Origin of the sequence: Pontibacillus salipaludis (assembly GCF_014642405.1) — a bacterium.
GTDB lineage: Bacteria > Bacillota > Bacilli > Bacillales > BH030062 > Pontibacillus > Pontibacillus salipaludis.
In genome coordinates this window covers 1-23,360 of sequence record NZ_BMIN01000030.1, presented here as the reverse complement: position 1 = coordinate 23,360, position 23,360 = coordinate 1, and the positions used below count along the sequence as shown (strand labels likewise).

22 protein-coding genes and 1 other annotated feature are annotated in these 23,360 nt (G+C 42.1%); of the genes, 16 read left to right on the top strand and 6 right to left on the bottom strand.

The annotated features are described in order from the left end of the window. Window positions 1-205 precede the first annotated feature (205 nt). Window positions 206-2,011 (top strand): glutamine--fructose-6-phosphate transaminase (isomerizing), encoded by a 1,806-nt coding sequence (glmS, locus tag IEW76_RS20290; RefSeq protein WP_188656197.1) that lies wholly within the window; start codon window positions 206-208, stop codon window positions 2,009-2,011. Window positions 2,012-2,648: 637 nt separating this feature from the next. On the opposite strand, the gene thiD is transcribed toward glmS, so the two are convergent. After that, window positions 2,649-3,473 carry a bifunctional hydroxymethylpyrimidine kinase/phosphomethylpyrimidine kinase gene (gene thiD / locus IEW76_RS20285; protein ID WP_188656196.1) on the bottom strand — a complete coding sequence of 275 codons (825 nt, stop codon included), beginning with the start codon at window positions 3,471-3,473 and terminating at the stop codon, window positions 2,649-2,651. Between the two features lie 277 nt (window positions 3,474-3,750). Here thiD and IEW76_RS20280 point away from each other — a divergent pair, with 277 nt between their 5' ends. The 9 genes from IEW76_RS20280 to IEW76_RS20240 all read left to right on the top strand — a co-directional run bounded on the left by IEW76_RS20280 (window position 3,751) and on the right by IEW76_RS20240 (window position 14,456). Then, a complete protein-coding gene (locus IEW76_RS20280) occupies window positions 3,751-4,785 on the top strand; it encodes a putative 2-aminoethylphosphonate ABC transporter substrate-binding protein (protein WP_188656195.1) in 1,035 nt (344 codons plus the stop codon). Window positions 4,786-4,841: 56 nt separating this feature from the next. Continuing rightward, complete coding sequence (locus IEW76_RS20275) at window positions 4,842-5,867, top strand: ATP-binding cassette domain-containing protein (protein WP_188656194.1); 1,026 nt, start codon at window positions 4,842-4,844, stop codon at window positions 5,865-5,867. Window positions 5,868-5,877: 10 nt separating this feature from the next. Continuing rightward, window positions 5,878-7,653 carry a putative 2-aminoethylphosphonate ABC transporter permease subunit gene (locus IEW76_RS20270; RefSeq protein WP_188656193.1) on the top strand — a complete coding sequence of 592 codons (1,776 nt, stop codon included), beginning with the start codon at window positions 5,878-5,880 and terminating at the stop codon, window positions 7,651-7,653. A gap of 13 nt (window positions 7,654-7,666) precedes the next feature. Beyond that, window positions 7,667-8,476 (top strand): phosphonoacetaldehyde hydrolase, encoded by an 810-nt coding sequence (gene phnX, locus IEW76_RS20265; protein ID WP_188656192.1) that lies wholly within the window; start codon window positions 7,667-7,669, stop codon window positions 8,474-8,476. After that, complete coding sequence (gene pbfA, locus IEW76_RS20260) at window positions 8,469-9,830, top strand: (R)-1-hydroxy-2-aminoethylphosphonate ammonia-lyase (RefSeq protein WP_188656191.1); 1,362 nt, start codon at window positions 8,469-8,471, stop codon at window positions 9,828-9,830. Before phnX ends, pbfA begins: the two co-directional genes overlap by 8 nt. Before the next feature lie 3 nt (window positions 9,831-9,833). After that, complete coding sequence (gene phnW, locus IEW76_RS20255) at window positions 9,834-10,958, top strand: 2-aminoethylphosphonate--pyruvate transaminase (protein WP_188656190.1); 1,125 nt, start codon at window positions 9,834-9,836, stop codon at window positions 10,956-10,958. A 16-nt stretch (window positions 10,959-10,974) separates the two neighbouring features. Next, the gene (locus IEW76_RS20250; protein WP_188656189.1) at window positions 10,975-12,135 is read left to right on the top strand and encodes a saccharopine dehydrogenase family protein; all 1,161 of its coding nucleotides are present in this window, start codon (window positions 10,975-10,977) and stop codon (window positions 12,133-12,135) included. Between the two features lie 64 nt (window positions 12,136-12,199). Further along, window positions 12,200-12,991 carry a DeoR/GlpR family DNA-binding transcription regulator gene (locus tag IEW76_RS20245; RefSeq protein ID WP_188656188.1) on the top strand — a complete coding sequence of 264 codons (792 nt, stop codon included), beginning with the start codon at window positions 12,200-12,202 and terminating at the stop codon, window positions 12,989-12,991. A 166-nt stretch (window positions 12,992-13,157) separates the two neighbouring features. Next, complete coding sequence (locus tag IEW76_RS20240) at window positions 13,158-14,456, top strand: globin-coupled sensor protein (RefSeq protein ID WP_188656187.1); 1,299 nt, start codon at window positions 13,158-13,160, stop codon at window positions 14,454-14,456. 40 nt (window positions 14,457-14,496) lie between these two features. On the opposite strand, the gene IEW76_RS20235 is transcribed toward IEW76_RS20240, so the two are convergent. The 3 genes from IEW76_RS20235 to IEW76_RS20225 form a co-directional block, all read right to left on the bottom strand. After that, window positions 14,497-15,504, bottom strand: a complete 1,008-nt coding sequence (locus IEW76_RS20235) for a S8 family peptidase (protein WP_188656186.1) — start codon at window positions 15,502-15,504, stop codon at window positions 14,497-14,499. Window positions 15,505-15,699: 195 nt separating this feature from the next. After that, window positions 15,700-16,194, bottom strand: coding sequence for a sunset domain-containing protein (locus IEW76_RS20230; RefSeq protein WP_188656185.1), 495 nt, complete (start codon window positions 16,192-16,194; stop codon window positions 15,700-15,702). Window positions 16,195-16,450: 256 nt separating this feature from the next. Next, window positions 16,451-16,676 (bottom strand) — a binding site (T-box leader). Between the two features lie 131 nt (window positions 16,677-16,807). Further along, window positions 16,808-17,443, bottom strand: a complete 636-nt coding sequence (locus tag IEW76_RS20225; RefSeq protein WP_188656184.1) for a uracil-DNA glycosylase — start codon at window positions 17,441-17,443, stop codon at window positions 16,808-16,810. 114 nt (window positions 17,444-17,557) lie between these two features. On the opposite strand from IEW76_RS20225, the gene IEW76_RS20220 reads away from it, so the two are divergent. After that, window positions 17,558-18,112 (top strand): LOG family protein, encoded by a 555-nt coding sequence (locus tag IEW76_RS20220; RefSeq protein ID WP_188656183.1) that lies wholly within the window; start codon window positions 17,558-17,560, stop codon window positions 18,110-18,112. A gap of 17 nt (window positions 18,113-18,129) precedes the next feature. Here the strand turns inward: IEW76_RS20220 and IEW76_RS20215 are convergent, their stop codons facing one another. Next, entirely contained in the window at window positions 18,130-18,621 is a 492-nt protein-coding gene (locus tag IEW76_RS20215; protein WP_188656182.1) for a hypothetical protein, read from the bottom strand. Window positions 18,622-18,778: 157 nt separating this feature from the next. Between IEW76_RS20215 and IEW76_RS20210 the strand changes: the two genes are divergently transcribed. Further along, on the top strand, window positions 18,779-19,171 hold the full coding sequence (locus IEW76_RS20210; protein WP_229721320.1) for a DoxX family protein: 393 nt from the start codon (window positions 18,779-18,781) through the stop codon (window positions 19,169-19,171). A gap of 135 nt (window positions 19,172-19,306) precedes the next feature. Further along, window positions 19,307-20,323, top strand: a complete 1,017-nt coding sequence (locus IEW76_RS20205; RefSeq protein ID WP_188656181.1) for a cation diffusion facilitator family transporter — start codon at window positions 19,307-19,309, stop codon at window positions 20,321-20,323. A gap of 133 nt (window positions 20,324-20,456) precedes the next feature. On the opposite strand, the gene IEW76_RS20200 is transcribed toward IEW76_RS20205, so the two are convergent. Beyond that, complete coding sequence (locus tag IEW76_RS20200; protein WP_188656180.1) at window positions 20,457-21,890, bottom strand: DUF2254 domain-containing protein; 1,434 nt, start codon at window positions 21,888-21,890, stop codon at window positions 20,457-20,459. A 139-nt stretch (window positions 21,891-22,029) separates the two neighbouring features. On the opposite strand from IEW76_RS20200, the gene IEW76_RS20195 reads away from it, so the two are divergent. From IEW76_RS20195 to IEW76_RS20185, 3 genes are all read left to right on the top strand, one after another. Continuing rightward, window positions 22,030-22,482 carry a GNAT family N-acetyltransferase gene (locus IEW76_RS20195; protein ID WP_188656179.1) on the top strand — a complete coding sequence of 151 codons (453 nt, stop codon included), beginning with the start codon at window positions 22,030-22,032 and terminating at the stop codon, window positions 22,480-22,482. Between the two features lie 124 nt (window positions 22,483-22,606). After that, entirely contained in the window at window positions 22,607-22,807 is a 201-nt protein-coding gene (locus IEW76_RS20190) for a hypothetical protein (protein ID WP_188656178.1), read from the top strand. A 108-nt stretch (window positions 22,808-22,915) separates the two neighbouring features. Beyond that, window positions 22,916-23,206 carry a YkvA family protein gene (locus IEW76_RS20185; RefSeq protein WP_036786705.1) on the top strand — a complete coding sequence of 97 codons (291 nt, stop codon included), beginning with the start codon at window positions 22,916-22,918 and terminating at the stop codon, window positions 23,204-23,206. The last annotated feature ends 154 nt before the right edge of the window (window positions 23,207-23,360 follow it).

Genomic DNA, 23,360 nt, shown 5'->3' with positions numbered 1-23,360 from the left:
GAGGAGGTTCATCGAGTATCGGCGGATGCCTCCCGGTTGGAATTCACCTCAATCGTAAGCTTTTATTCTAAAACAAAGGGGTGACCCTTTGCACAAAGAATCGAAGCAAGGTGATCGAAAAATAAAATTCATGAGGAAGGGGCAGGTCAAGCCCCGAACATCGGTACGTTGATTTGCCCCTTACAGTTAGGGAGGAAACAACGATATGTGTGGAATTGTAGGATATATCGGAACACAAGATACAACAGAAATTTTATTACAAGGCTTAGAGAAGCTTGAATACCGTGGTTATGACTCAGCTGGTATTGCGGAGTTAAATGATGAAGGTGTTCATGTTACGAAAGTAAAAGGACGTATTGCTGCTCTTCGCTCAGAAGTAGAGAAGAAAGATATCGAAGCAACAATGGGAATTGGTCATACCCGCTGGGCGACGCATGGCGCGCCAAGCTTTGAAAACGCTCACCCGCACCAAAGCGCGTCTGGCCGTTTTACTATTGTTCATAACGGTGTAATCGAAAACTACGAAGATGTTCAGCGTGAATACTTGGCAGATGTAGAAATGAATAGCGAAACAGACACGGAGATTATCGTACAGCTTGTGGAGAACCTTTATCAAGAAATGGGCGACGTACAAGAAGCGTTCCGTAAAGCGATTTCCTTGTTAAAAGGGTCTTATGCTGTTGGTATTATTGATGCTGAAAACCCTGACGTTATTTATGTAGCTAAGAATAAAAGCCCTCTTCTTGTTGGTTTAGGAGAAGGTTTTAATGTTGTATCAAGTGACTCATTAGCAATGTTGAAGGTAACCGATCAATTTGTTGAATTAGAAGACAAAGAAATCGTACTTGTACGTCGTAATGAAGTAGAGATTCAAAAGTTAGATGGTACGCAAGTGAACCGCGAACCATTTACAGCTGAGCTCGACGCAAGTGATATTGAAAAGGGTACCTATCCACACTTTATGCTAAAAGAGATTGATGAACAACCATTTGTGATTCGTAAAATTATCCAAGAATATCAAAATGAAAATGATGAAATTAAATTAGATCCAGACGTTCGTCAGGCTATGATGGACTGTGACCGCGTGTACATTATTGCATGTGGAACAAGTTATCATGCTGGTTTAATCGGGAAGCAGTTCATTGAGAAACTAGCAAATGTACCAGTAGAGGTTCACGTAGCTAGTGAATTCTCTTATAACATGCCTCTTCTTTCTGAGAAACCACTATTCGTATACATCTCTCAAAGTGGAGAGACTGCGGATAGTCGTGCGGTACTTGTCGAAACGAAGGCAAAAGGTCATCCGGCCCTTACGATTACGAACGTACCTGGTTCTACCCTTTCTCGTGAAGCGGATTACACGCTACACTTACATGCAGGACCTGAGATTGCTGTCGCTTCCACGAAAGCATACACAGCTCAGATGGCTGTATTAGCTATTCTTGCTGTTGACACAGCGAAAGCAAAAGGAATTGAGTTAGAATTTAACCCTATGAAAGAATTAGGGATTGCAGCGAACGCAATGGAAGCTCTTTGTGACCAAAAAGAAGAGCTTGAACAAATTGCTGCTGATTATTTATCAACAACAAGAAACTGCTTCTTTATCGGACGTAGTCAAGACTACTATGTTGGATTAGAAGGCGCATTAAAACTAAAAGAAATATCTTATATTCAAGCGGAAGGATTCGCAGGCGGCGAACTGAAGCACGGCACAATAGCCCTTATTGAAGAAGGAACACCAGTTGTGGCGCTCGCAACACAAGAGAATGTAAACTATTCAATTAGAGGTAACGTGAAAGAAGTAGCAGCACGTGGTGCGAAGCCTTGTGTTATTAGTATGAAGGGGTTAGACCAAGAGAACGACGCATTTGTCATTCCACAGGTGCACGAACTCTTAACACCTCTAGTATCAGTTGTTCCAATGCAGTTGATTTCATACTACGCAGCCCTTCACCGTGACTGTGACGTGGATAAGCCGCGTAACCTTGCTAAGAGTGTAACCGTTGAATAAGTAACGATAACGCATGTGGTCTCAAATTGAGACCACATGCGTTTTTTATATGCTTATTCAAGGATAAGGCAGTAATGTTGAAGGCTTGAAGCTGAGACAGTAGAGGTAGGTCCGTTGCTGTAAAAGTACTTGGGCTTGCTCGGGGACAACTCGCTTTCCTGCGGGGAGCTGGGAAGCCTCCTCGTTCGCTATCGCTCTCTGTGGGGTCTTCCCTAGGCTCCTTACCCCGCGGGAGTCTCGCAGTCCCCGAGCAAGCCCTGCCAATAGGTGGTGAACGGACCTCATACAATTCTTGTTCTTAAGCCCATATTTCCATATATGGCGCGTTTCCGTTACTCTACATTCGGCAAAGGTGGTTCTGGAAATTGCGAGACTCCTGCGGGAGAAAGAGGTAGACGAGACCCCGCAGGGTGATTTTCCCGAGGAGGCTCGCCAGCTCGCCCGCGGAAAGCGAGTGATTTCCAGGACCACCTTACGCTCCATTGAGGCTAAAGGAAACGACCTCTATCTATTGCATAACAAAGTCATCTCGGCTCCAAATCTTCCATATAAGGGAGCCTATGAGGAGGACTAGGGTCTTATGGAGAACAAATAGAAAAAGAGCTTGAATCACCATTCAAGCTCTTTTTTAGTACCATTATTTCGTTGTGACGGAAACTTCAACAACACTAGAATCCCCTTTTTGATAAACAGGGCCAACGTATTCGTTTAGAGGGAAGCCTTCTTTTACTGCTGCTGTGATAAAGGCTTTCGCGGATGTAATAGCTTCTAATACTTCTTTGCCGTTTGCAAGTTCAGCGGTGATCGCTGCTGCGTAGGAACAACCTGCTCCGTGGACGTTTCCTGTATCAAACTGGTCAGTTTGGATATAGTGGAAGGCTTGTCCATCATATAAAAGATCGGTTGCTTTTGTTTTGTCTACAAGCGTTCCGGCTTTGATTAGAACGTTTTGTGCACCTAGTTCGTGAATGGTTTTCGCTGCACCTTCTAGTTCTTCTACTGTTTCAATTCGACGAAGTCCTGCAAGTTTGGCAGCTTCGAAGAGGTTAGGTGTTGTTACTTTGGCACGAGGAACAAGAGATTCACGAAGGCTTGTTAAATTCTCTGGATGAAGGACATCATCCGTCCCTTTACAAACCATAACAGGATCGATGACCACATCAGTGATCCCGTTTTGTTCTACGACCTCCGCTGCATGTTCAATGATACCAGGTGAACCCAGCATACCTGTTTTTACTGCATCTATTCCTAAAGACGTCGCGGTCTTTAATTGTTCTTTCACTGTATTAAGTTCCATTGGAAATACGTTATGAGCCCAACCATTCTCCGGGTCCATAGCCACAATAGTGGTTAAAGAAGAAATGCCGTATACCCCGTGCTGATGAAATGTCTTCAAATCAGCTTGGATTCCAGCTCCTCCGCTACTATCTGATCCTGCAATTGTAAGGACTTTTTTTCTCATCTGTTTATTCCCCTTCCACTCTAAGGTGTTTTCTTTATTTTAACGGTAATTGATGTATTTTTAAAACAATTCGTTTAACCAATTTCTCTAAACCAATAAAAACAACAACAAAACAACAAAAAACACACAATTAATGTTGGGTTAATATGCTGTTTACAAATAAAGATTATAGTATAAGTGTAGAAAACATTAAGAGTAATTCAAAAGATAAATGGTTTATCCGGAGGCCATAAAGAATTTGCTCGTAAATGAACACAATTTGAGGAGGAACAAACAAATGAAGAAAATGATGTTGATTGTTGTGGCTTTATCTATGCTTTTTGTAGCGGCTTGCTCAAGTGGAACAGCTGAAACGAAGAAAGAAGAAATTACGGTGTATACGGCGCTTGAAGATGACATGATCCCTACGTACTTAGAATCTTTTAAAGAAAAGTACCCTGATATTGAAGTGAATATTGTTCGCGATTCAACTGGTGTCATTACGGCAAAACTTCTTGCAGAAAAGGACAATCCTAAAGCTGACGCTGTATGGGGTCTCGCTGCGACAAGCCTGCTAGTAGCAGATCAAGAAGGCATGCTTGAAGGATATGCTCCAGAAGGGATTGAACGTGTAGGGGACGCATACAAGGGTGATGGTGAAACACCACACTGGGTAGGTATTGATGCCTGGATGACTGGTATTTCTGTAAATACAGTTGAAATGGAAGAGATGGGATTAGATATTCCGCAATCGTATGAAGACTTACTAGATCCGCAATATAAAGATTTAATTGTTATGCCTAATCCAGCCTCATCAGGTACAGGTTTCTTGACTGTTTCTGCTCTTATGCAAACGATGGGCGAAGAAGAAGCGTGGGACTACATGGATAACCTTCACAAGAATATTGGAATGTATACGCACTCTGGCTCTAAACCAGCTAAGTTGGCAGGGCAAGGAGAATACCCAATTGGCATTTCCTTCGGATATAGAGGGATTACTCAAGCTGAAAAAGGTGAGCCCATCAAAACGATCTTCCCAGAAGAAGGATCAGGTTGGGATCTAGAAGCAAATGCTCTAGTGAAAAAAGATACTATGAAACCAGCAGCAAAGAAATTCTTGGACTGGGCAATCTCTGATGAAGCGATGAAAGAATACAGTGAGAACTTTGCCATCACAACTGTTCCAACAGACAAGCCAGTACCAGAAGGCTTCCCTGAAGATCCGACGGAACAGCTAATCGAGAACGATTTTAACTGGGCTGCTGAGAATCGTGACATGATTCTTGATCAATGGACAAAGAAATATGACGGAAAGAGTGCCCCTGAAGAATAAGAAGGGGAGCTCTTCCTCTTCTATTTAATTTTTTCTTATGAGGAGTGGGGCATGTAATGGAACATTTAAAAGTTAACGGAGTTTATAAGAATTTTGGAGAATTTACAGCTTTAGAAGACGTTTCTTTCTCTGTGAGTAAAGGAGAGTTTGTCTGTCTTTTAGGTCCAAGTGGATGTGGTAAGACGACATTACTTCGCATCATCGCAGGCCTTGAGCAACCGAACAAAGGAGCTGTGATGATGAATGGAAAAGATATTACGCACTTGCCACCTGCTAAACGAAATTTTGGGATTGTGTTTCAGTCATATGCGTTATTTCCAAACTTAACGGCTTTCCAAAACATTGCGTATGGATTAAAGACTAGAAAGATGACAAAGCGTTCGATCCGTGAAAAAGTTCACGAAACTCTAAGACAAGTAAACCTTGAGCATATCGCCGATCGGTATCCAGCTCAGTTATCCGGCGGACAGCAACAAAGAGTTGCCTTAGCTCGTGCCCTTGCCCTTTCTCCTGACTTCTTGCTTTTGGATGAACCATTATCTGCTCTTGATGCAAAAGTTCGTGTGGAGTTACGGAATGAAATGAAGAGGCTTCAGAAGCAACTTGGGATTACAACGATTATGGTCACACATGATCAGGAAGAAGCATTGTCAATGGCAGATAAGATGGTGGTCATGAATAATGCGGAGCTTGTTCAGTCTGGGTCTCCTCAGGAAGTGTATGAGTATCCGCTGACTCCATTTGTTTCTGATTTTATTGGAACTGTTAATTTCTTGGAAGATGCTTCTTCTTTACGTGCGATTCGACCTGAACATGTTGAGCTGAAAACAGAGTTGAGGGAAAACTCGATCCCCGTATCGATTGAAAATATGGAGTTCCGCGGTGGTTTTTACAGAATGATGCTTAAAAATAAGATAAATAAACAAGCTAGGTACCTTTTTGCTGATGTATCAGCTGAAGAATATAAGAAAGAACAATATGAGCTTGGACAAACCATCTATATGAAGTTTCAGGAAAGCGGCATGATGCATTTTACAGACTATCCTGTTCAATCAAAGCCATTGGTTTCATCAATAAGTTAGGAGAATCTCTATGATTACAGCAGTGAAAACACTATTAGGATATCAGGAAACCGTTCCTCAACGGACAAGTTCATCGGGGCAATGGCAACGACTGCTGATTGTTTGCATGGTAGTAGGGCTATTTACTTTCATTGTGTTGCCAGTCATTGAGCTCATGGAGCGGGCTCTTCAGAATCGGAGCGGAGAATATATAGGCCTTGAGAACTTTTTCACTTATTTCTCATCTCCCAGCTTGTTTCAATCGGCCTATCATACGGTAACAGTAGCTGTTATTACGACGATCATTTCGGTGGGGGCTGCTCTCCTATATGCATATGCTATTGAACGTACCCACATGAAAGGGAAGACATTCTTCACCTATATGGCACTGCTCCCGTTATTTGCTCCAACGATGATGTATGGCATTTCCCTAATCTATTTGTTTGGGAACAATGGTGTAATTACAACAGGATTCTTCGGCACGTTAGAGGACTGGTTTGGCATTGGAGAATGGGATTTTGAGATTTATGGGCTGAAAGGAATTGTTTTGTCTGAAGTGATCTTTACATTTCCACAAGCCTTTTTAATTTTAAAAGTAGCTCTATCAACGGCTGACCAGCGTCTATATGAAGCGGCTGATACTCTTGGGGCTAGTAAACTGAGGAAGTTGTTTACTGTAACACTACCAAATATAAAATATGGTTTGGTGAGCGCAATATTCGTTTGTTTCACCCTTAGCTTCACAGATTTTGGAGCTCCAAAAGTAGTTGGAGGGCAATACAACGTACTAGCTACAGATGTTTATAAACAGGTCATTGGGCAGCAGAACTTTTCAATGGGAGCAACGGTTGGAATCATTTTGACTATTCCAGCTGTCATAGCTTTTGTAGTGGATCAGATTATACAACGAAAGAAAGAAGGCGGTATTAGCTCCAAAGCTATCCCATACAAAACTCCGAATAATAAAAGACGGGACCGTTTATATACGCTTTACTGTTTAATTGTTTCTGGTATGTTCCTCCTATTGTTTGGAGCGATCGTGGCAGCCGCATTTGTTAAAGTGTGGCCTTATGACTTCTCCCTTACCTTTAGACATTTTGGATTTGGGAATGTAGCAGGTGATGGGCTTAAACCATATTGGAATAGCTTACTAGTCTCTAGCATAACCGCTGTTGTTGGAACTTTCCTTATTTTCCTTGGTGCATATCTGGTAGAGAAATCCCGGTATATGAAAGTCATTAGGAAGATTTCTTACTTTCTTTCCATCTTACCGATCGCTCTTCCTGGTCTTGTAATCGGACTTGCATTTATTTTTTTCTTTAATCAGCAAATGTTTCAGGTTCCATTTACGTCGATTGAGTTTATGAATCCATTCAATTGGCTCTATGGGTCAATGACAATATTAGTGTTGGCTAATCTTGTACACTTTTACTCCGTTTCATTCTTGACGGCTACTACTTCATTGAAACAGCAAGACAAAGCGTATGAGTCTGTTTCAGAAGCAATGGATGTTCCATTTTATAAAACGTTCGCAAGGGTGACATTGCCCCTTTCTTTACCAGCTATTTTAGAAATGGCGATGTATCTGTTTGTGAATTCGATGACAACCATATCGGCTGTAGTATTTCTTTATTCACCAGACTGGAAGCTTGCGTCTATAGCAATGGTGAACATGGATGATGCCGGAGATATTGCTCCTGCTGCTGCGATGGCGCTATTAATTATTGCTACAAATATACTCGTCCGCACACTATATGAAGTTGCATCTCGGTTTCTCTTTAAAAAAACATATGCGTGGAAACGATGAAAGGATGGTTACTATGAATAATCGAATTAAAGGAGTCATTTTTGACTGGGCTGGTACCACAGTAGATTATGGGTGTTTTGCTCCTGTAAATGTCTTTATTGAAGTTTTTCGAAAACGTGGGGTTTACATCACATTAGAAGAAGCAAGAGAGCCTATGGGGTTATTGAAAATTGACCATATACGGGCGATCTGCCAGATGGACCGCGTATCAAAGGAGTGGGAAGGGCTACACGGCGAAGAGCCTTCAGAAGCGGATGTACGAGCTTTATATGAAGACTTTGAGCCAATGATGTTTCGCGTTCTAGAAAACTATGCAGAGCCTATTCCTCACGTATTGGAGGCCGTAGAAGCTATTCGAAATAAAGGAATAAAGATTGGTTCGACTACTGGTTATACGAAAGAGATGGTCGAGGTCGTAGCGCGAGAAGCGAAGAAGAAAGGCTATGCCCCTGATTCTGTTGTTGCATCAACTGAAGTGTCTTCAGGTAGACCGTTACCGTGGATGTGTTATGCCAACGCGATGAATCTTGGTGTCTATCCTATGCAACAAATGATTAAAGTCGGCGACACGACAAGTGATATGGCAGAAGGGTTAAATGCAGGTATGTTGACTGTAGGAGTGGTAAAAGGGAGTAGTACGCTCGGATTAACGAAAGAACAAGTTGATGTCATGGAAGACGCAGAGCTGAATGCTCGAATAGAAAAGGCAAAACGCGTTTTATTCGAAGCAGGTGCTCATTATGTCATAGAGGATATGAGTGAATTACCTGGTTTGATCGACGAAATGAACCAAACTGAAGAGTCTGAAGTCGCTCATGTTTAAGTCTTATCTGTATGGGGAGGGGGATAGCAATCACTCTCCATTACGAAGAAAACATTTTGAGAACCAAAGTCGAGAGACGCAAGAATGGTTGATCGATGATCAAGAGAACTTTTTCCAACAATCCTTGTCTACTCCTTGTCTTGACGTTGTAGAAGAGGCTAAAGGTCCTTTCTTAACCATGATTGATGGAAAAGTTGTCTACGATTTTCATGGGAACGCTGTGCACCAAGTAGGATTCGGTCACCCAAGGGTAATTGAAGCGATGAAAGAACAACTCGACACGTTAAGTTTCTCCACAAGACGCTATACAAATAAACCTGCGATTCGGTTGGGTAAGAAGTTAGCTGAATTGGCACCTGGCTCTTTATCTAAATGTTTATTTGCCCCAGGGGCTACATCTGCAATTGGCATGGCGTTGAAGCTAGCTAGATTCACGACAGGAAAATATAAAACAATCTCGATGTGGGAGTCCTTTCACGGTGCTTCCATGGACGCATTGTCTGTTGGAGGTGAAGCTCACTTTCGTCGCCAAATAGGCCCGCTCCTTCCCGGCGCAATACATGTTCCCCCTATTCAAACATACAGACCATTATGGGAGGGGGCGAGCCTTGATGATCGACAATTAGCGAACTATATTGAGTATATTGTAAAGCAAGACGGAGAGGTTGGCGCTTTTGTAATGGAGCCGATTCGGAATACGGATGTGCAGATGCCTTCAAAAGCATTTATGAAGCAGCTGAGGGCGATTTGTACAAGACATAATATAAAATTAATTTTTGATGAAACAGCTATCGGATTAGGAAGAACGGGACAGATGTTTGCTTTCGAGCACTATGGTATAGAGCCGGATATGGTTGTGCTTGGTAAAGGCCTTGGAGGGGGGGCATTCCCTATGGCTGCTCTTCTCGCTGACCAAGCGCTCGATCAAGTGGAAGAAACCTCTCTTGGTCATTATACGCATGAAAAGTCTCCTGTAGGCGCAACAGCTGCACTAACCACAATCGAAGTGATTGAAGAGGAAGGGCTTTTAGAGCGATCGCGACAGCTGGAATGTATGGTGAGAGATAGACTCGAAACCATGAAAGAATCTTATTCTGTTATTGGGGATGTGAGAGGCGTAGGTCTCTTATTTGGAATTGAACTCGTGAAGGATCGGGATACGAAGGAAAAAGCAAGAGAGGAAGCGGACAGAATCATGCACACGTGTTTACAGAACGGACTTAGTTTTAAAGTGTCTAAGGGAAATGTGCTTCAACTTTGTCCACCGTTAACGATTACGGAAGACCAGCTAACAGAAGCGCTTGATATTCTGGAGCAGGCTCTATTGGAAAGCGAGAATGGAAAGGAGAGCTAAACGATGAATTTTAATAACGATCAAAACCCTTATCTCTTATTAACTCCTGGCCCTCTATCTACTTCTTCAAGTGTGAGAGAGGCGATGTTAAAAGATTGGTGTACATGGGATGAGGAGTATAAATTACTTGTGCAATCCATTCGTTCTGACTTACTAACAATTGGAGGAGTATCAGCTGAGGACTATACGTCTGTATTAATGCAGGGAAGCGGGACATTTAGTGTGGAGTCCGTCCTTGGAACCGTTATTCCGTCTGAAGGCAAGGTGCTCGTTGTTGCCAATGGTGCCTATGGGAGCCGCATGGCAACGATTGCTGAACGACTTCATATACCGGTTACAGTCGTGTGTGGAGGAGAATCGAATACTCCCGATTTAGTAGGGATTGAACGTGAGCTGAGAGAAGATCAGAGCATTACACATGTAGCGGTCGTGCATTGTGAGACGACAACAGGGATGGTTAATCCAATTGAAGCAATAGGAAAACTTGTGAAGCAGTATAACAAGACGTACATTGTGGATGCGATGAGCAGCTTTGGCGGTATGGACATTTCAATTCAGAATATAGGAATTGACTTCTTAATCAGTAGTGCGAATAAATGCATACAAGGTGTACCGGGCTTTGGTTTTGTTATTGCTAATCGGTTGGAGCTCAACAAATGTGCGAACCAGGCCCGTTCATTGTCGCTCGATTTATATGATCAATGGGTCACAATGGAAGAAGAACAAGGAAAGTGGCGTTTCACATCTCCAACCCATACGGTTCACGCCTTTAAGCAAGCGCTTCAGGAATTGAAGGAAGAAGGCGGAATCGCGGCGAGAAGTGAGCGTTATCGCACAAATCAAAGAAGACTTGTAAAGGGTATGCGAACGTTAGGATTTGAGACTTTGCTACCGGATGCCGATCAATCGCCAATCATTACATCATTTCGTGAGCCGGTCCATGAGGCGTTTAGTTTTTATCATTTTTATACGAAATTAAAGGAACAAGGCTTTGTGATTTATCCTGGTAAAGTTACAAATCAGGAAACGTTCCGTATTGGCAATATAGGAGAAATTTATGAAGAGGATATTGAGCGTCTTCTAACAGCGGTCGAAAAGAGTATGTATTGGTTAGAGCCAATAGGTTAAATGGGGAGGTCTTTACATGAAAGTGTTCTGTCTTGGTGGGGCTGGTCAGATCTCTAGAGAGGCCGTGCTCGATCTTGTTCAATTTGGATCGTTTACGACTATTACGATTGGGGACTACAATGTTGAAGAAGCAGAGGCCGTAGCTGCTTGGCTTGATGACCCTAGAGTGGATGTAGAATATGTGAACGTACGGGATCATGCAACAACTGTAGAGCAGTTGAAAGGCTATGATGTTGTTATGGATGGTACAACCATTACGCTAAATGGGTTATCTACAAGATGTATTGCTGAAGCGGGGTGCCATGGTGTGAATTTGAATGGATTTGGAGAAGAAAATGCCTGGCATGATCTCTTTGTTGAGAAAGGGAAAACGTTTGTCGCAGGGTTCGGGATGACGCCTGGTGTTACGCAAATGATGGCTATGCACGCTGCGAACCAATTGGACGAAATTGAGAGTGTCCGAGTAAGTCACGGTTCGTTCAGACCAATCGCTTTTTCCAAATCGATTACGGAAACGACTACGTACGAGTATGATCCGTATCTAGAAGGACGGGTCGTATATGAAGATGGGGAATTGAAACAAGTGCCTCCATTTGCAAGGCCACGTCAAGTTGTTCTTCCAGAACCGTACGGAGAAACGACTCAATATATTATCCCGCATGCTGAAACCATCACGTTATCTCAAGCTCTGCAACATAAAGGTGTAGGACTCATTGAAGTTAGAGGGACGTGGCCACAGCCCAATATGAGGTTAATGAAAGCTTTATATGAATATGGTATTACGAGAAATGATAAAATTGTGGTGAATGACCGAGAAATAGGAATCCTTGATTGCGTTAGTCAGTATTTGGGTCAATCTGAGGAAGGTCAAACAACTGATTTGTATGGCTATGCTCTTCATGTAGAGGTGGTAGGAAAGAAAGATAAAGGGTTGCAAAAGCATACCCTGACCCATACGCATCCTTTGTCAGATGGTTCGGTTGAGGGATGGGAAGAATTAAGGTCTTATACACGTAATGTGGGGATCCCCATGGCTATTGCTGCAGAATTTATTGGCAAAGGTCATGTTTCAAGCACTGGGGTTGTCATACCGGAAGAAGCCTTTTCACCAGAGGGAATTTTTCGAGAGCTAGAAAAAAGAGAGATAAGAGTTCATGAAGAAATTGCTTCGTTATAATGTGTCTAAGATGGACTGAAGCGTTACAATAGAGAGAGTAGACCGTTTAGAGGAGGAACTGAAAGTGTCATTGGTAGCAGAAGAGAGAAAAAGAAAAATTGTTCAGTTGTTAAATGATAAAGGAAAAGTGCGTGTGAATGAATTAGCTGAGATGTTAAATGTCTCAACGGAAACGATTCGACGTCACCTGGATGACCTTGAGAGTGAACATAAACTGAAGAAAGTTTATGGGGGCGCGATTCGAGTGCAGCTGGAAACCGAACTCCCACATTATGAGCGAACTTCCATTCGAACATCAGAGAAACAATTGATTGGTAGACTTGCCGCAGAGCAAGTCCAGGATCATAATGTGATCGTGATTGATGAAGGGAGCACGCCGCTTCAGATGATTCCTTTCCTTACACACAAGAACAACCTTACCATTATGACAAGTTCGGTACCTGCTTTAAATATGCTCATTGATTATAAGAAGAAGCAACTCATAGATGCAAGAGTGATCTTCATAGGCGGAGAAGTGGATGCTGACCATTTACGCGTATCTGGTCCAATTGCGGAGAAGATCATGAATGATTTCTATGTAGACAAAGCGTTTATTGCGACCGACGGTGTGGATGTACGCTATGGTATCACAAGCTATGATCCAAATAAGGCCATGTTTACGAGAAAACTTATCGAGCATGCGGATGAAACGTTTATTTTGGCTGATCACTCCAAGATCGGGCAACGAACGTATGCTAAGATGTCAAATCTTGAAGAAATCTTTGCAGTAGTGTCCGATCAGTCGGCTCCACCTAATTGGCTTGGAGATCTAGAACATTATCAAACAGAATGGATTTGTCCTGAAGCCGGAGAGTAGCATCTCTGGCTTTTTTGTGCAAATCATCAATTGTGCTGGGATAGATAAGAAAATATTTCTGTAGGAACTCGTTTGCTTCCTTAACAAATATCTCCTAACTGACGAAATATAAGATAGACATGTATTTATAAAGTAGCTTTTATGTTACAGGGGGAGACAAATTCTTATGCCATTACTAAGTTTATTGACTAAAGATAAAAAGCGTCAAAACGAGGAGAATAACCTAGAGAGTTTGGAAGTTCACCTTGAGGTTCCGGGGGAAATTAAGAAACAGCTTGAGGTCATTGGTTTAACCGAGAGAGACTTACAGATTATGAGGTCATTAGAGCCAACCATTCGAGAGCATATTGATACTATTACGGAACAGTTTTATGCCAACATTACTAAACAACCCAACTTGATGGAGATTATTGAGGATCATAGTACGCTAGGGCGGTTGAAAACAACATTAAAGCAACATATAGAAGAGCTGTTTGATGGTCGAGTCGATCAAGATTTTCTCGAGAAGCGTTATCGTATTGCTTTTGCCCATGTACGTGTGGGATTAGAAACAAAGTGGTATGTGGGTGCGTTTCAAAGTTTGTTAAATTCGTTATTTGACATCTTACGTGTAGAAATCGAGCAACCTGCACATTTCACTGAAGCAATCCAAACTTTGACGAAGATGTTGAATTTCGAACAACAACTCGTGATCGAGGCTTATGAGCAAGAGCATAAACGAATACGGCACGAGCAGCAAACTCAGGCCGACGAACTGCATCGGAAAGTTCAAGATGTGGCATCGGGATTAGCGGGCACGTCACAGGAAACAAGCTCGTCCATTACAGAGTTAACGTTACAATCGCAAAATGTTAAAGAAATGGCGAACCAGGGCATTGAACTAGCCAAGAAATCTGAGCATGCTTCTGAAGCCGGTAAGCGCCAGGTTGAATATCAGGATGAGAACATGGATAGCATGGAACAAGGGATGGAACGAATTACAGAGAATGCTCAAGGGTTAAAGGAAGTTTCCAAACGAATTACTGAAGTCATTGATATTGTAAGCGGGATTGCTGAGCAGACGAATTTGCTTGCTTTGAATGCATCGATTGAATCAGCACGTGCAGGGGAATATGGAAAAGGGTTTGCGGTAGTAGCGGAGGAAATTCGTAAACTCTCAGAACAGACGAAGCAATCAACATCAACCGTAGCAGATCTTATTAAAGACGTGAATCAGCAAAGCTCTCATGTTACAGAATCGATTGACTCGATTCGATCTTTTGTAGAATTAGGAAAAGGAAGTATGAAAGAAACGACAGACTCCTTCGTAACAATCCTTACGTATATGAGAGAGACTGTTCAACATAACGAACGCATTGATCAGGAAACGAAACAATTGCTCGAAAACATTAAAGAAATGGATCAAGCTTCCGCAACGGTAGCGGCATCAGCAGATCGATTAACTCATATGACAGAGCAAATGTAAGGTTAAGACTTGTCCCGCCGAATAGGGGACAAGTCTTTTTTTATACTTCAACTTTGTCAGTGTTTCGTTTGACCATATCGTTCCAGTCGATGGTATAGAGGTTTAAGAGGCTTTCAAGTTTATGAACTAATCCAAGTGTGAGGAAGCCATTCCCCTCTGCTTGTGGTGAGCTCCCGATTGGAGCGGTACGTTTGATTAGTTGAGCATAAACTTCTGCCTCTGAAAGCTTTCTATTTAATTGCTTTTCAGCGAGGTGAATGAGCAGCGCCAAAGCACCTGATACGTGCGGAGTAGCCATGGAAGTACCTGATAAGCGAGCATAACGACCTTCTGTATAAGTGGAAAGGATGTTAACGCCAGGAGCTACAAGATCGATTTCATCATTTGTATTGGTAAAGTCAGCAATATTTCGATTGAAATCTGAAGCACCTACTTGGATGACTTCGTTATAAGCTCCCGGGTAGGCATATTCATTCGTATCCTCCCGGCCATCACCTTCATTTCCTGCCGCACAAACGACAGAAATCCCTGCTTCGACAGCTGTTTTAATTGCTTCATGTAGCTCTGGTACATCACTTGGACCTCCAAGAGACATGGACATGACTCGGACGCGTTCACCGTCTGGACCTTCCCAGTTTGTAGCATAGTTAATGGCATCAATAATCCAGTCATAATTCCCACGTCCAGATCCGGTCAAAACCTTTAGAACAAGGAGTTGGCTTGCGGGAGCGACACCTACAACACCAGTAGTCGTTTCAGAGGCGGCGATTGTGCCTGCTACGTGGGTTCCGTGGCCATTGTTATCAGCGTAGTTGGTTTCATCTCCTTCGTAATCTGTTGTGAAGTTACGTCCACCGATAATTTGCCCTTCTAGATTAGGATGATCAAGCTGACACCCTGTATCTATAACGGCGACAACGCTACCTTTTCCTTTTGATGTTTGCTCCCAGATCGCAGGTGCTTCAATCATGCGCACGCCTTCTGGGATCATTGATGTACTTTCAAATACATCTTCCGTTTGGTAAGGAATCAGATACATGTTCTCCATGGTAACCCCTCCTCAATATGGTTACTTGAATCGTACACGAAAGAGGGGAGGAAATAAATTATAATATTCTAACTTTTGTAAAAATAACCATTTTGACCTAGGTTGGATGGGACTATGGAAAGGGTAAAATTTGTAGAAAAATGGAGGTGATCTATAAATAAAAGAAAAAGGTTTGCTACCTATGGAAGCAAACCTTTAACGTCTGGACTTTCGATATCCTGCTGCTTCTGCTTCTGAAGGGGTGTTAAACACTTCGATCGCCTTCACGCGGTTGTAATATTGACCGCCAGGCATGTGGTAGATTTTTTCCCCTTTGGAATTTTGATTGCCTTTAATGGGTTGCGGGTTAAGGGAGCGTTCAATATCGCTCATCTCAACTACCGATCTCATCTCATCTCTTATGCTTTCTCTCGTCTCTTCGAACGGGTCTCTTTGTTCTAAACTTGCCTCTACTAACTCTTCTTTCTCTACTAAGCTCTTAAACTCTTCTTGCTCTGCAAACTCAACTAGCTCTGTCTCTTCTGTCTCTTTGTGACTTGGCTTTGTTTGAATCGTAGGGGCTTCTACAGTGTGAGGTGTGGAACGAATGCGCCCTTTGCGCTGAGACGGAGTGAATAAAAGCAAAGCAATCATCATTCCGCTTGCAATTACGGCTAAATAAGCTAGAACAACACCGAATTTTCTCATCATCCTCTCCTCCTTACACCTATTGTAGCCCCTCGACTCCCCATCGTCCAACCCACAACCCGCCAGACCTCAAATTCTTTAACCCATTACAGCAAAACAGGGTGCCAGGCACCGTTTAGTGCTTTACCGCAATAGAGGGTGTCTGGCACGCTTCTTACCTCTAAAGGGTTAAAGAACTAGTAGATGTAATACCTTAACACTTAAACGCTTTTAAGCACTAAAGTTAATGGGCGTAAAAAAACCTGCCAGCTCATGTGCCAGCAGGGACGAACGGATTCATTCGCGGTACCACCCTGATTATAATCTCTATACGAAAGAGATTATCTCTTCATCGTTGATAACGGAACAGACCCGTTGATGTGGTGCACATCACATCAAAGCTAAGGAAACGTAATTCGTAACGTCTTTATGTACTGGTTCGCAGCGACCACCAGTTCTCTGAAACAGGGAAAGAGTTACTACTTCAAATCCATCGACACTTTTACACTTTATTCGTACGATTACTTGCTTTATATCTTAAACGCTTAAAAGCGCTAAAGTCAACAATTTTTTCTTATTCTATATTTCCTTTATCGTACTAAAGGGTGCCAGGCACGCTTTACCTAAGTAAAGTGACCTAGTGGTTCAATAGTTGTTTTAGGTTTTCGAAATCCTGATAGATGGTGTCTTTTAATGAGCCATTATAGAGAACAGCTGCTGGATGATACATGGGAAAGATTGTGTAGGTTTCTTCTGTGAGTTCATAGGATTCATCTTCTTCACCAGTCCATTTATAAATCGGTTGATTTAAAACTTTTCCATGCACGTCAGAGATTTTATAATCTTTTCCGATTAAGCGTCTTAAAGCAATATTACCGAGTGTGACGAGAATTTTTGGTTTCATTTCATCGATTTGATAATCGAGAAGAGGAGCGTGAGCGAGTATTTCCTTTTGGTTTGGGGTTCTATTCGGCGTTTTGGTTATGGGATTTCCTTTTCGATCTGTCGTTTCTACAACCTTGTAAGGACGACTCCTCACTACGCTTGTAATATATAACTCGTCTCGGTCTACCCCGATATGTTCAAAGAACTCAGTGAGTTTCTCGCCAGCCTGTCCAATAAAGGGTGCGCCTTCTATAACCTCATTTCTTCCTGGTGCTTCTCCGATTACCATAATATCTGGATACTTCGGCCCTTTACCAGGAACGAATCCCTCTGTTTGATAAGGTTCAATACGCTTGTTACCGAGTTTGCGTAAATGTTCTGGGAACATTGCAATCGCCTCCTTGAGTCATTTATATATCTTTACATTTCCCTGCTTTTATTCATTTGAAAAATCCTCTATACTTTTAGTAATTTCATACTTATAAACTATCGAGGTGATTGGATGAAAAGGATTGCTGTGTTTTGTGGATCAAGTGAAGGCGCTTCTGCTGCATATAAAGAGGATGCAGTACGTTTAGGAAGTCTTCTTGCCCAACAAGGTATTACCCTTGTTTACGGTGGTTCAAGCGTCGGTCTGATGGGTGCTGTTGCGGATACAGTGCTTGCTGAAGGAGGCGAAGCAATCGGGGTGATTCCAAAGAAACTAGTGGAGCGAGAAATTGCCCATGCCAGTCTTACGGAACTGTACGTTGTGGATTCCATGCACGAAAGGAAGGCAAAGATGGCGGAGTTATCCGATGCATTTATCACCTTACCAGGTGGAGCGGGGACGCTTGAAGAGTTTTTTGAAGTGTACACCTGGGCTCAAATTGGAATTCATCAGAAACCATTTGGAATTCTGAACACGAACCAATACTATACACCTTTAATCTCTCTGTTTGATCATATGGTTGAACAGAAATTCTTAAAGAAAGACAACCGTGACATGGTAATGGTTGAAGAAAGTCCCGAGTCCCTTCTCACAAACTTCCGATCCTTTATCTCTGCACAGAACTAAACGGTGCCAGACACCCTTTACTTAGTTAAAGGGTGTCTGGCACTTTTTTTGGCTTGAATAGAGATGATGGTTCCGATTAGGACGGGGAGGGTCATAATAACAAGGAAACGGTAATCACCTGTGGCGATGGTTAAGATAACGAACAGAATAATGCTACCTGCTCCTAAAGCAAGGCCACCGATGAATTTAAGTAAATAATCAGGGGCTTCAGTGGGCGACATCTGAATCGATAAGATTCCTCCTATAAGTCCCCAGCTGAAAATGTGGACAGCTAATAGTATGGAGGCAATGGGGACAACGGATAACTCAACACCCACCATAGCTAGGGTTAATACAACATAGATAGCGAATAACGTTGCATACCAAGAATATGACCGTGCAGTTTTCCATATGTGTTCGTACCTTTCATCGAGTCCCCTGTTTTTACTAGCTTGTTTACGTCCGAAATACCATCCTCCTAAACCTCCAAGCAATCCCATGTACATCATAATGAGAGCACCGATTTCCACTACAAAAAACCTCCAATATTTGTAATTTAATAAGTAAAGCTTACTTCACATTTACCATTGCGTCAAGTATGCTTTACAAAGTTAGCGAAGAGTCATGCTTTGATGGTGTACAGTCAATCAAGTAAGATAAAAGACAGATGAGAAAGGAGTTCTAATCGTGAAGTCAATTTTAAAAATGATCGGTCTTGTTCTATTTAGTTTGTTTTTTATCGTTGCGGGTGTTGTGCACTTTACTCAAGTTGAAGGGTTCGCCGCTATGATCCCGGACATTATTCCTTTTCGAAATATGATTGTTTATGCTACAGGCATTATTGAATGGATTTTGGCCATTTTATTACTTATCCCTTCGACTCGTAGACAAGCTGGGATTTGGACAGCTGTTTACCTTGTACTAATCTTCCCGGCAAATATTTATGCTGCCATTGCCGGTATTCCAGCCCCTGGTTCAGATGAAGTAAATAAAACGCTTCTTTGGGTTCGCCTCTTGTTCCAACCATTACTGATTTGGTGGGTGCTTGCTGTATCGAAGCCCAATCAAGAGCGTACATGATAATTGAAAATGAATACTAAAAGCTAGTCGCCTACTCGTTAGGGGGGACTGGCTTTTTTTGTTGCATTCATGAAATGCACAGATTTCGGAATACTACTAGTAGCATAAGTATTTGTGAGGCAGGAGGTATAGGGTATGGCATCCCAATCATGGATTGATTTAATTAAAAAAGGGAATAAATCTTCAGCTTACGCCGCTTCAGGCAACTTAATCATTGCAATTGCGAAGGCGATAGGAGCTGCTGTGAGTGGCAGTGGAGCTATGCTTGCGTCCACTCTACATTCATTTGCAGATTCTGTGAATCAGGGGTTTGTATTTGCCGGAAGTGTGTTAGCTGAGAAGGAACCGACCTCTCGTTTTCCAACGGGATTTGGCAGGGTTATTAATATTTTTGTAATGATTGCTGTTATTATTGTTACGATATTAGGCTATGAGTCGGTGAAAGAAGGGTGGCACTTAATTCAGCACCCGAAAGAATCAGGGAGTTTCTGGCTGAACGCAGGTATCCTTCTTTTGAACATTGCAATTGATGGATGGATCTTGGTTAAAGCTATGAAGGAAATCAACAAAGAGGCGAAAGAAGAAGCTTCTGGGTGGAAGATCCCATCACAAGCGATTCAGAATCTTCCCCAAGCTTCACCGCCTACCAGACTTGTCTTTTTTGAAGACATAGTTGCTGTATTGGGCGCCTTGCTTGCTCTAATTGCGGTAACCATTACGACGTTTACAAACTTTGCGATTCTGGATGGGGTCGTGACTCTTCTAATCGGACTGTTGATGTTTGCTGTAGCGTTTCGTGTTGGGTATGAGAACATGATTGGCTTAATAGGAGTAGCTGCACCTCGTGACGTAGAACGTGACGTTGCTCAGTCTATTTTAGAACATAAACAAGTTGTAGATATAAGAAGGATGCGCATCGTGAAGGAAGGGCGCACGTACCACGTGGAGGCAATGCTAGAGTTAGAAAAGGGTTTATCACTAGAAGAGGCGGATGATATTAAGTTCAAAGTATGGGATCGCCTGTTAAAAAGTGATGACATTTCAGATGCATCTTTAGGCATTATTGAAAGCAATGATGAAAAGGACTGGGATCCGAAGAAGAATGAACGAAATAGCTCCTGGTCCCACCCACAAGACTCTGAAGAAGAATGATTCACTTCACTTTACCTCTCTACAGTAATGTAGCGTGCCAGACACCCTCTAATGCTTTAGAGAAGTGAAGGGTGTCTGGCACGCTTCTGTGTGTTAGTGTGATAAAGGGAATGGTCAGGGAAAAAGCTGCCCGTTATTGATTTGGGGCAGCTTTTTGTTGGTTTTTATAAGGATCGGCTGTTGGTTGATCAGCTTCAATGATCTGGTCACGAATGTCTTCGTATTTTTCTTCATGACCAGTGGTTTCACTTAAGTCTTTAAGTGTCTCCAGAAGGTAGTGCTGGTCGAGCTCATAAATGTGAAGAGACTGAAAACCGTAAACGGTGTTACATGCAAATTCCCATAAAGTTTTGTGGTGGGCAGGGTCAACGGATTTAGCTAATAAGTTCATCACGCGTAGAATCTCTGTGATTATTTGAATGTTTCCTTCTGCATAGTGGCGAATGTACCCATATCCTTTATATAAATAAAACTCAAAGCTTTCGCCTGGTATAATCAACCTCAGTTGTTTTTCGTTGTCGACGAGGTAAGGAGGAATGTTCATCATTTTTGAAATGGTTAGAAGTAACTCTCCTAATTGATGGATCACATTGCTTACTGTCTTTGGATCATTATTGCCAAGAGCTTTAATGGCAATTTCCGATAACTTGTTAAGCCCATGCTCCACATCCTGAATTTCAGTTTGTTTTTGTCCGATCTCTAACATGCTTAAGTATAAATGATGATCAATATCTTTAGGTTCCCCATTCCCACTCCAGTAAGATAGGATTGGATTTCCTTCTAATAAAAATGTACCAACACTTGCTTCTAACTGAACGACAATACCATCTTTCTGGGCTTGATTAATAATTTGGTCGAAGTTGATAAGCTGGATGTACCCAGACTGCTTCGTGAAGATTTTCTCTGGATGATCAGGTTTTTTCTTAGCCTCTTGTTCATGATACAGCGTATCGGTACTTCGGTAGGGGGACATTTCTTGTGAAATCGACTGATTGAGGATTTGTTTAGAGATCGATTGCATATTGTAAGAAATGTTATGAACTTGCATCCATGTTGTAGCGTGATTAATAAAATAAATAAAGGTGACTGCTGCAAATAATGCAACTAGGGTCGTCACTAAAGGAATAGCCACGAATGTTTGGTCTTCGTAGTTTGTAATAAAAATAAAGAGCGTTAATACATAAACAAAACAAGCGTTAAAGATTCCAAGGACATGCTGTGTGCGATTATCTGAAACGAAATTAAGTAACATCCTTGGTGAGAATTGCCCGCTAAATGTTGTAAGGACGACAAGGACGGAGTTTAACGTGTAGGCAGTGAGGGTTAACATGCCTCCTATTAACGTTGTAATCAGCATTCTTGAAACAGAAGCATTCGATTGCAGGAATTTAGGGACCCAATTTCCTAGTTGTACGTTTAAATCGATTAATAAGATGACTGCTGCAAAGAAAAATGAGCATAAGATGTAAATAGCAGGGGTGAACCATAAAGTGAGTTGTAGCTCATGTTTTCTTAATCTCTGTGACATTTCTAAATATTTTCGGATTCCTGGTGGGATGATTTTCATGAGTCGATCGGTCCTCCTTCTAAGTACCCTCTTTCCCCTTGCTGTCGCTCCATAAAACTATTTCGGTAACAATTATTACTTTTTTAGACTAAAGGTATTCCTTATAATGAAATAAACGTTTTAGAGGGGGAATTCTTACATGGAGTGGAAGCTAAAATCGTATGAAGAGTTAAGCAAAAGGGAGTTGCACGATATATTCAAGGAGCGGGTTCAGGTATTTGTAGTAGAACAAAACTGTCCCTATCCTGAAGTAGATGGAGATGATGATCAAGCCGAGCATCTCTGGCTTGAGAACAATGGAGAAATAGTAGCCTATTGTCGACTATTTCCTTCTGGCATTAAATATAAAGAAGCATCGATTGGACGAATCTTTGTGAGAAAATCAAGAAGAGGCGAAGGTCATGCTCAATTGTTGCTAGAGAAAGCGTTACATACCATTCTTCAAGTGTGGGGAGAACCGGCCATCAAAATTCAAGCTCAACACTACTTAAATGACTTCTACACATCACTCGGTTTCACCAATATTAGTCAGGTCTACCTTGAAGACGGCATCCCGCATGTAGACATGCTCTTAAACACTGCACAGCACTAAAGGGTGCCAGACACGCGTCACTTCGCTATTACATCACCGCGCCAAAGGGTGTCTGGCACCCTTTAATTAGATGAAGCATGAGTAATTTTAGGGTTTCGGTGCATTCTAAGGGGTGGAAGGGGCGATGAATGTGGCAGTGAAGAAGAGTAATGAAAAGAGTATTAGTTTGCTGTGGAAGGTAATCTTTCTCATAATGGCTTTAATTATTCTAACGGCCATTTTTATTTTCATAGCTTATGCAAACTTTAACGATGAGGAAACAAGTTATAACGTAATTTCAAGCTCAACATTATATGCTAATCGTTTATTTTCAAATGCATGCTGACAATCAAGCATGCATTTTTTCTGTAAAAAAGGTGATACATACGAATACATAGCGGGTAAAGTTATACTATAACCTCAATAATATTATGACTGAAATGTGGGTGAAGGTATGCGTAAGATATGGAGGAGAATACGTTTTCTGTTTAATGTTCGTAAATCTGTTCCGTTCTTGTGGGAGTTCTTTACGACTCGGCAAGTCCCCATTCAGAAAAAAATTCTGTCTGTGGGCTTTTTAATTTTATATATTGTCATTCCTTTTGACATTATCCCTGACTTCCTTGTGTTTTTCGGGGTGCTTGATGATGTAACGATTTTCACTTTTGTTCTACAACAAATCGTAAAGATGGCCCCACCATCTCTACAAGACAAGTACGACCTAGATGGTCAAGCAAGAACGTAAAGATCTCGGAGTTCCACCTCTCCGAGATCTTTTTTTGATGTGTGCCCGACATGGGCGCAAGCTTTAGGGTTAGAGTCCCGAACGGTGAAGGTCGTTGTAGCCGTTAGCCAAGGGCAAGGGTGTCCGGGGTGACCCGGAATCTGAAGGAAGCCGG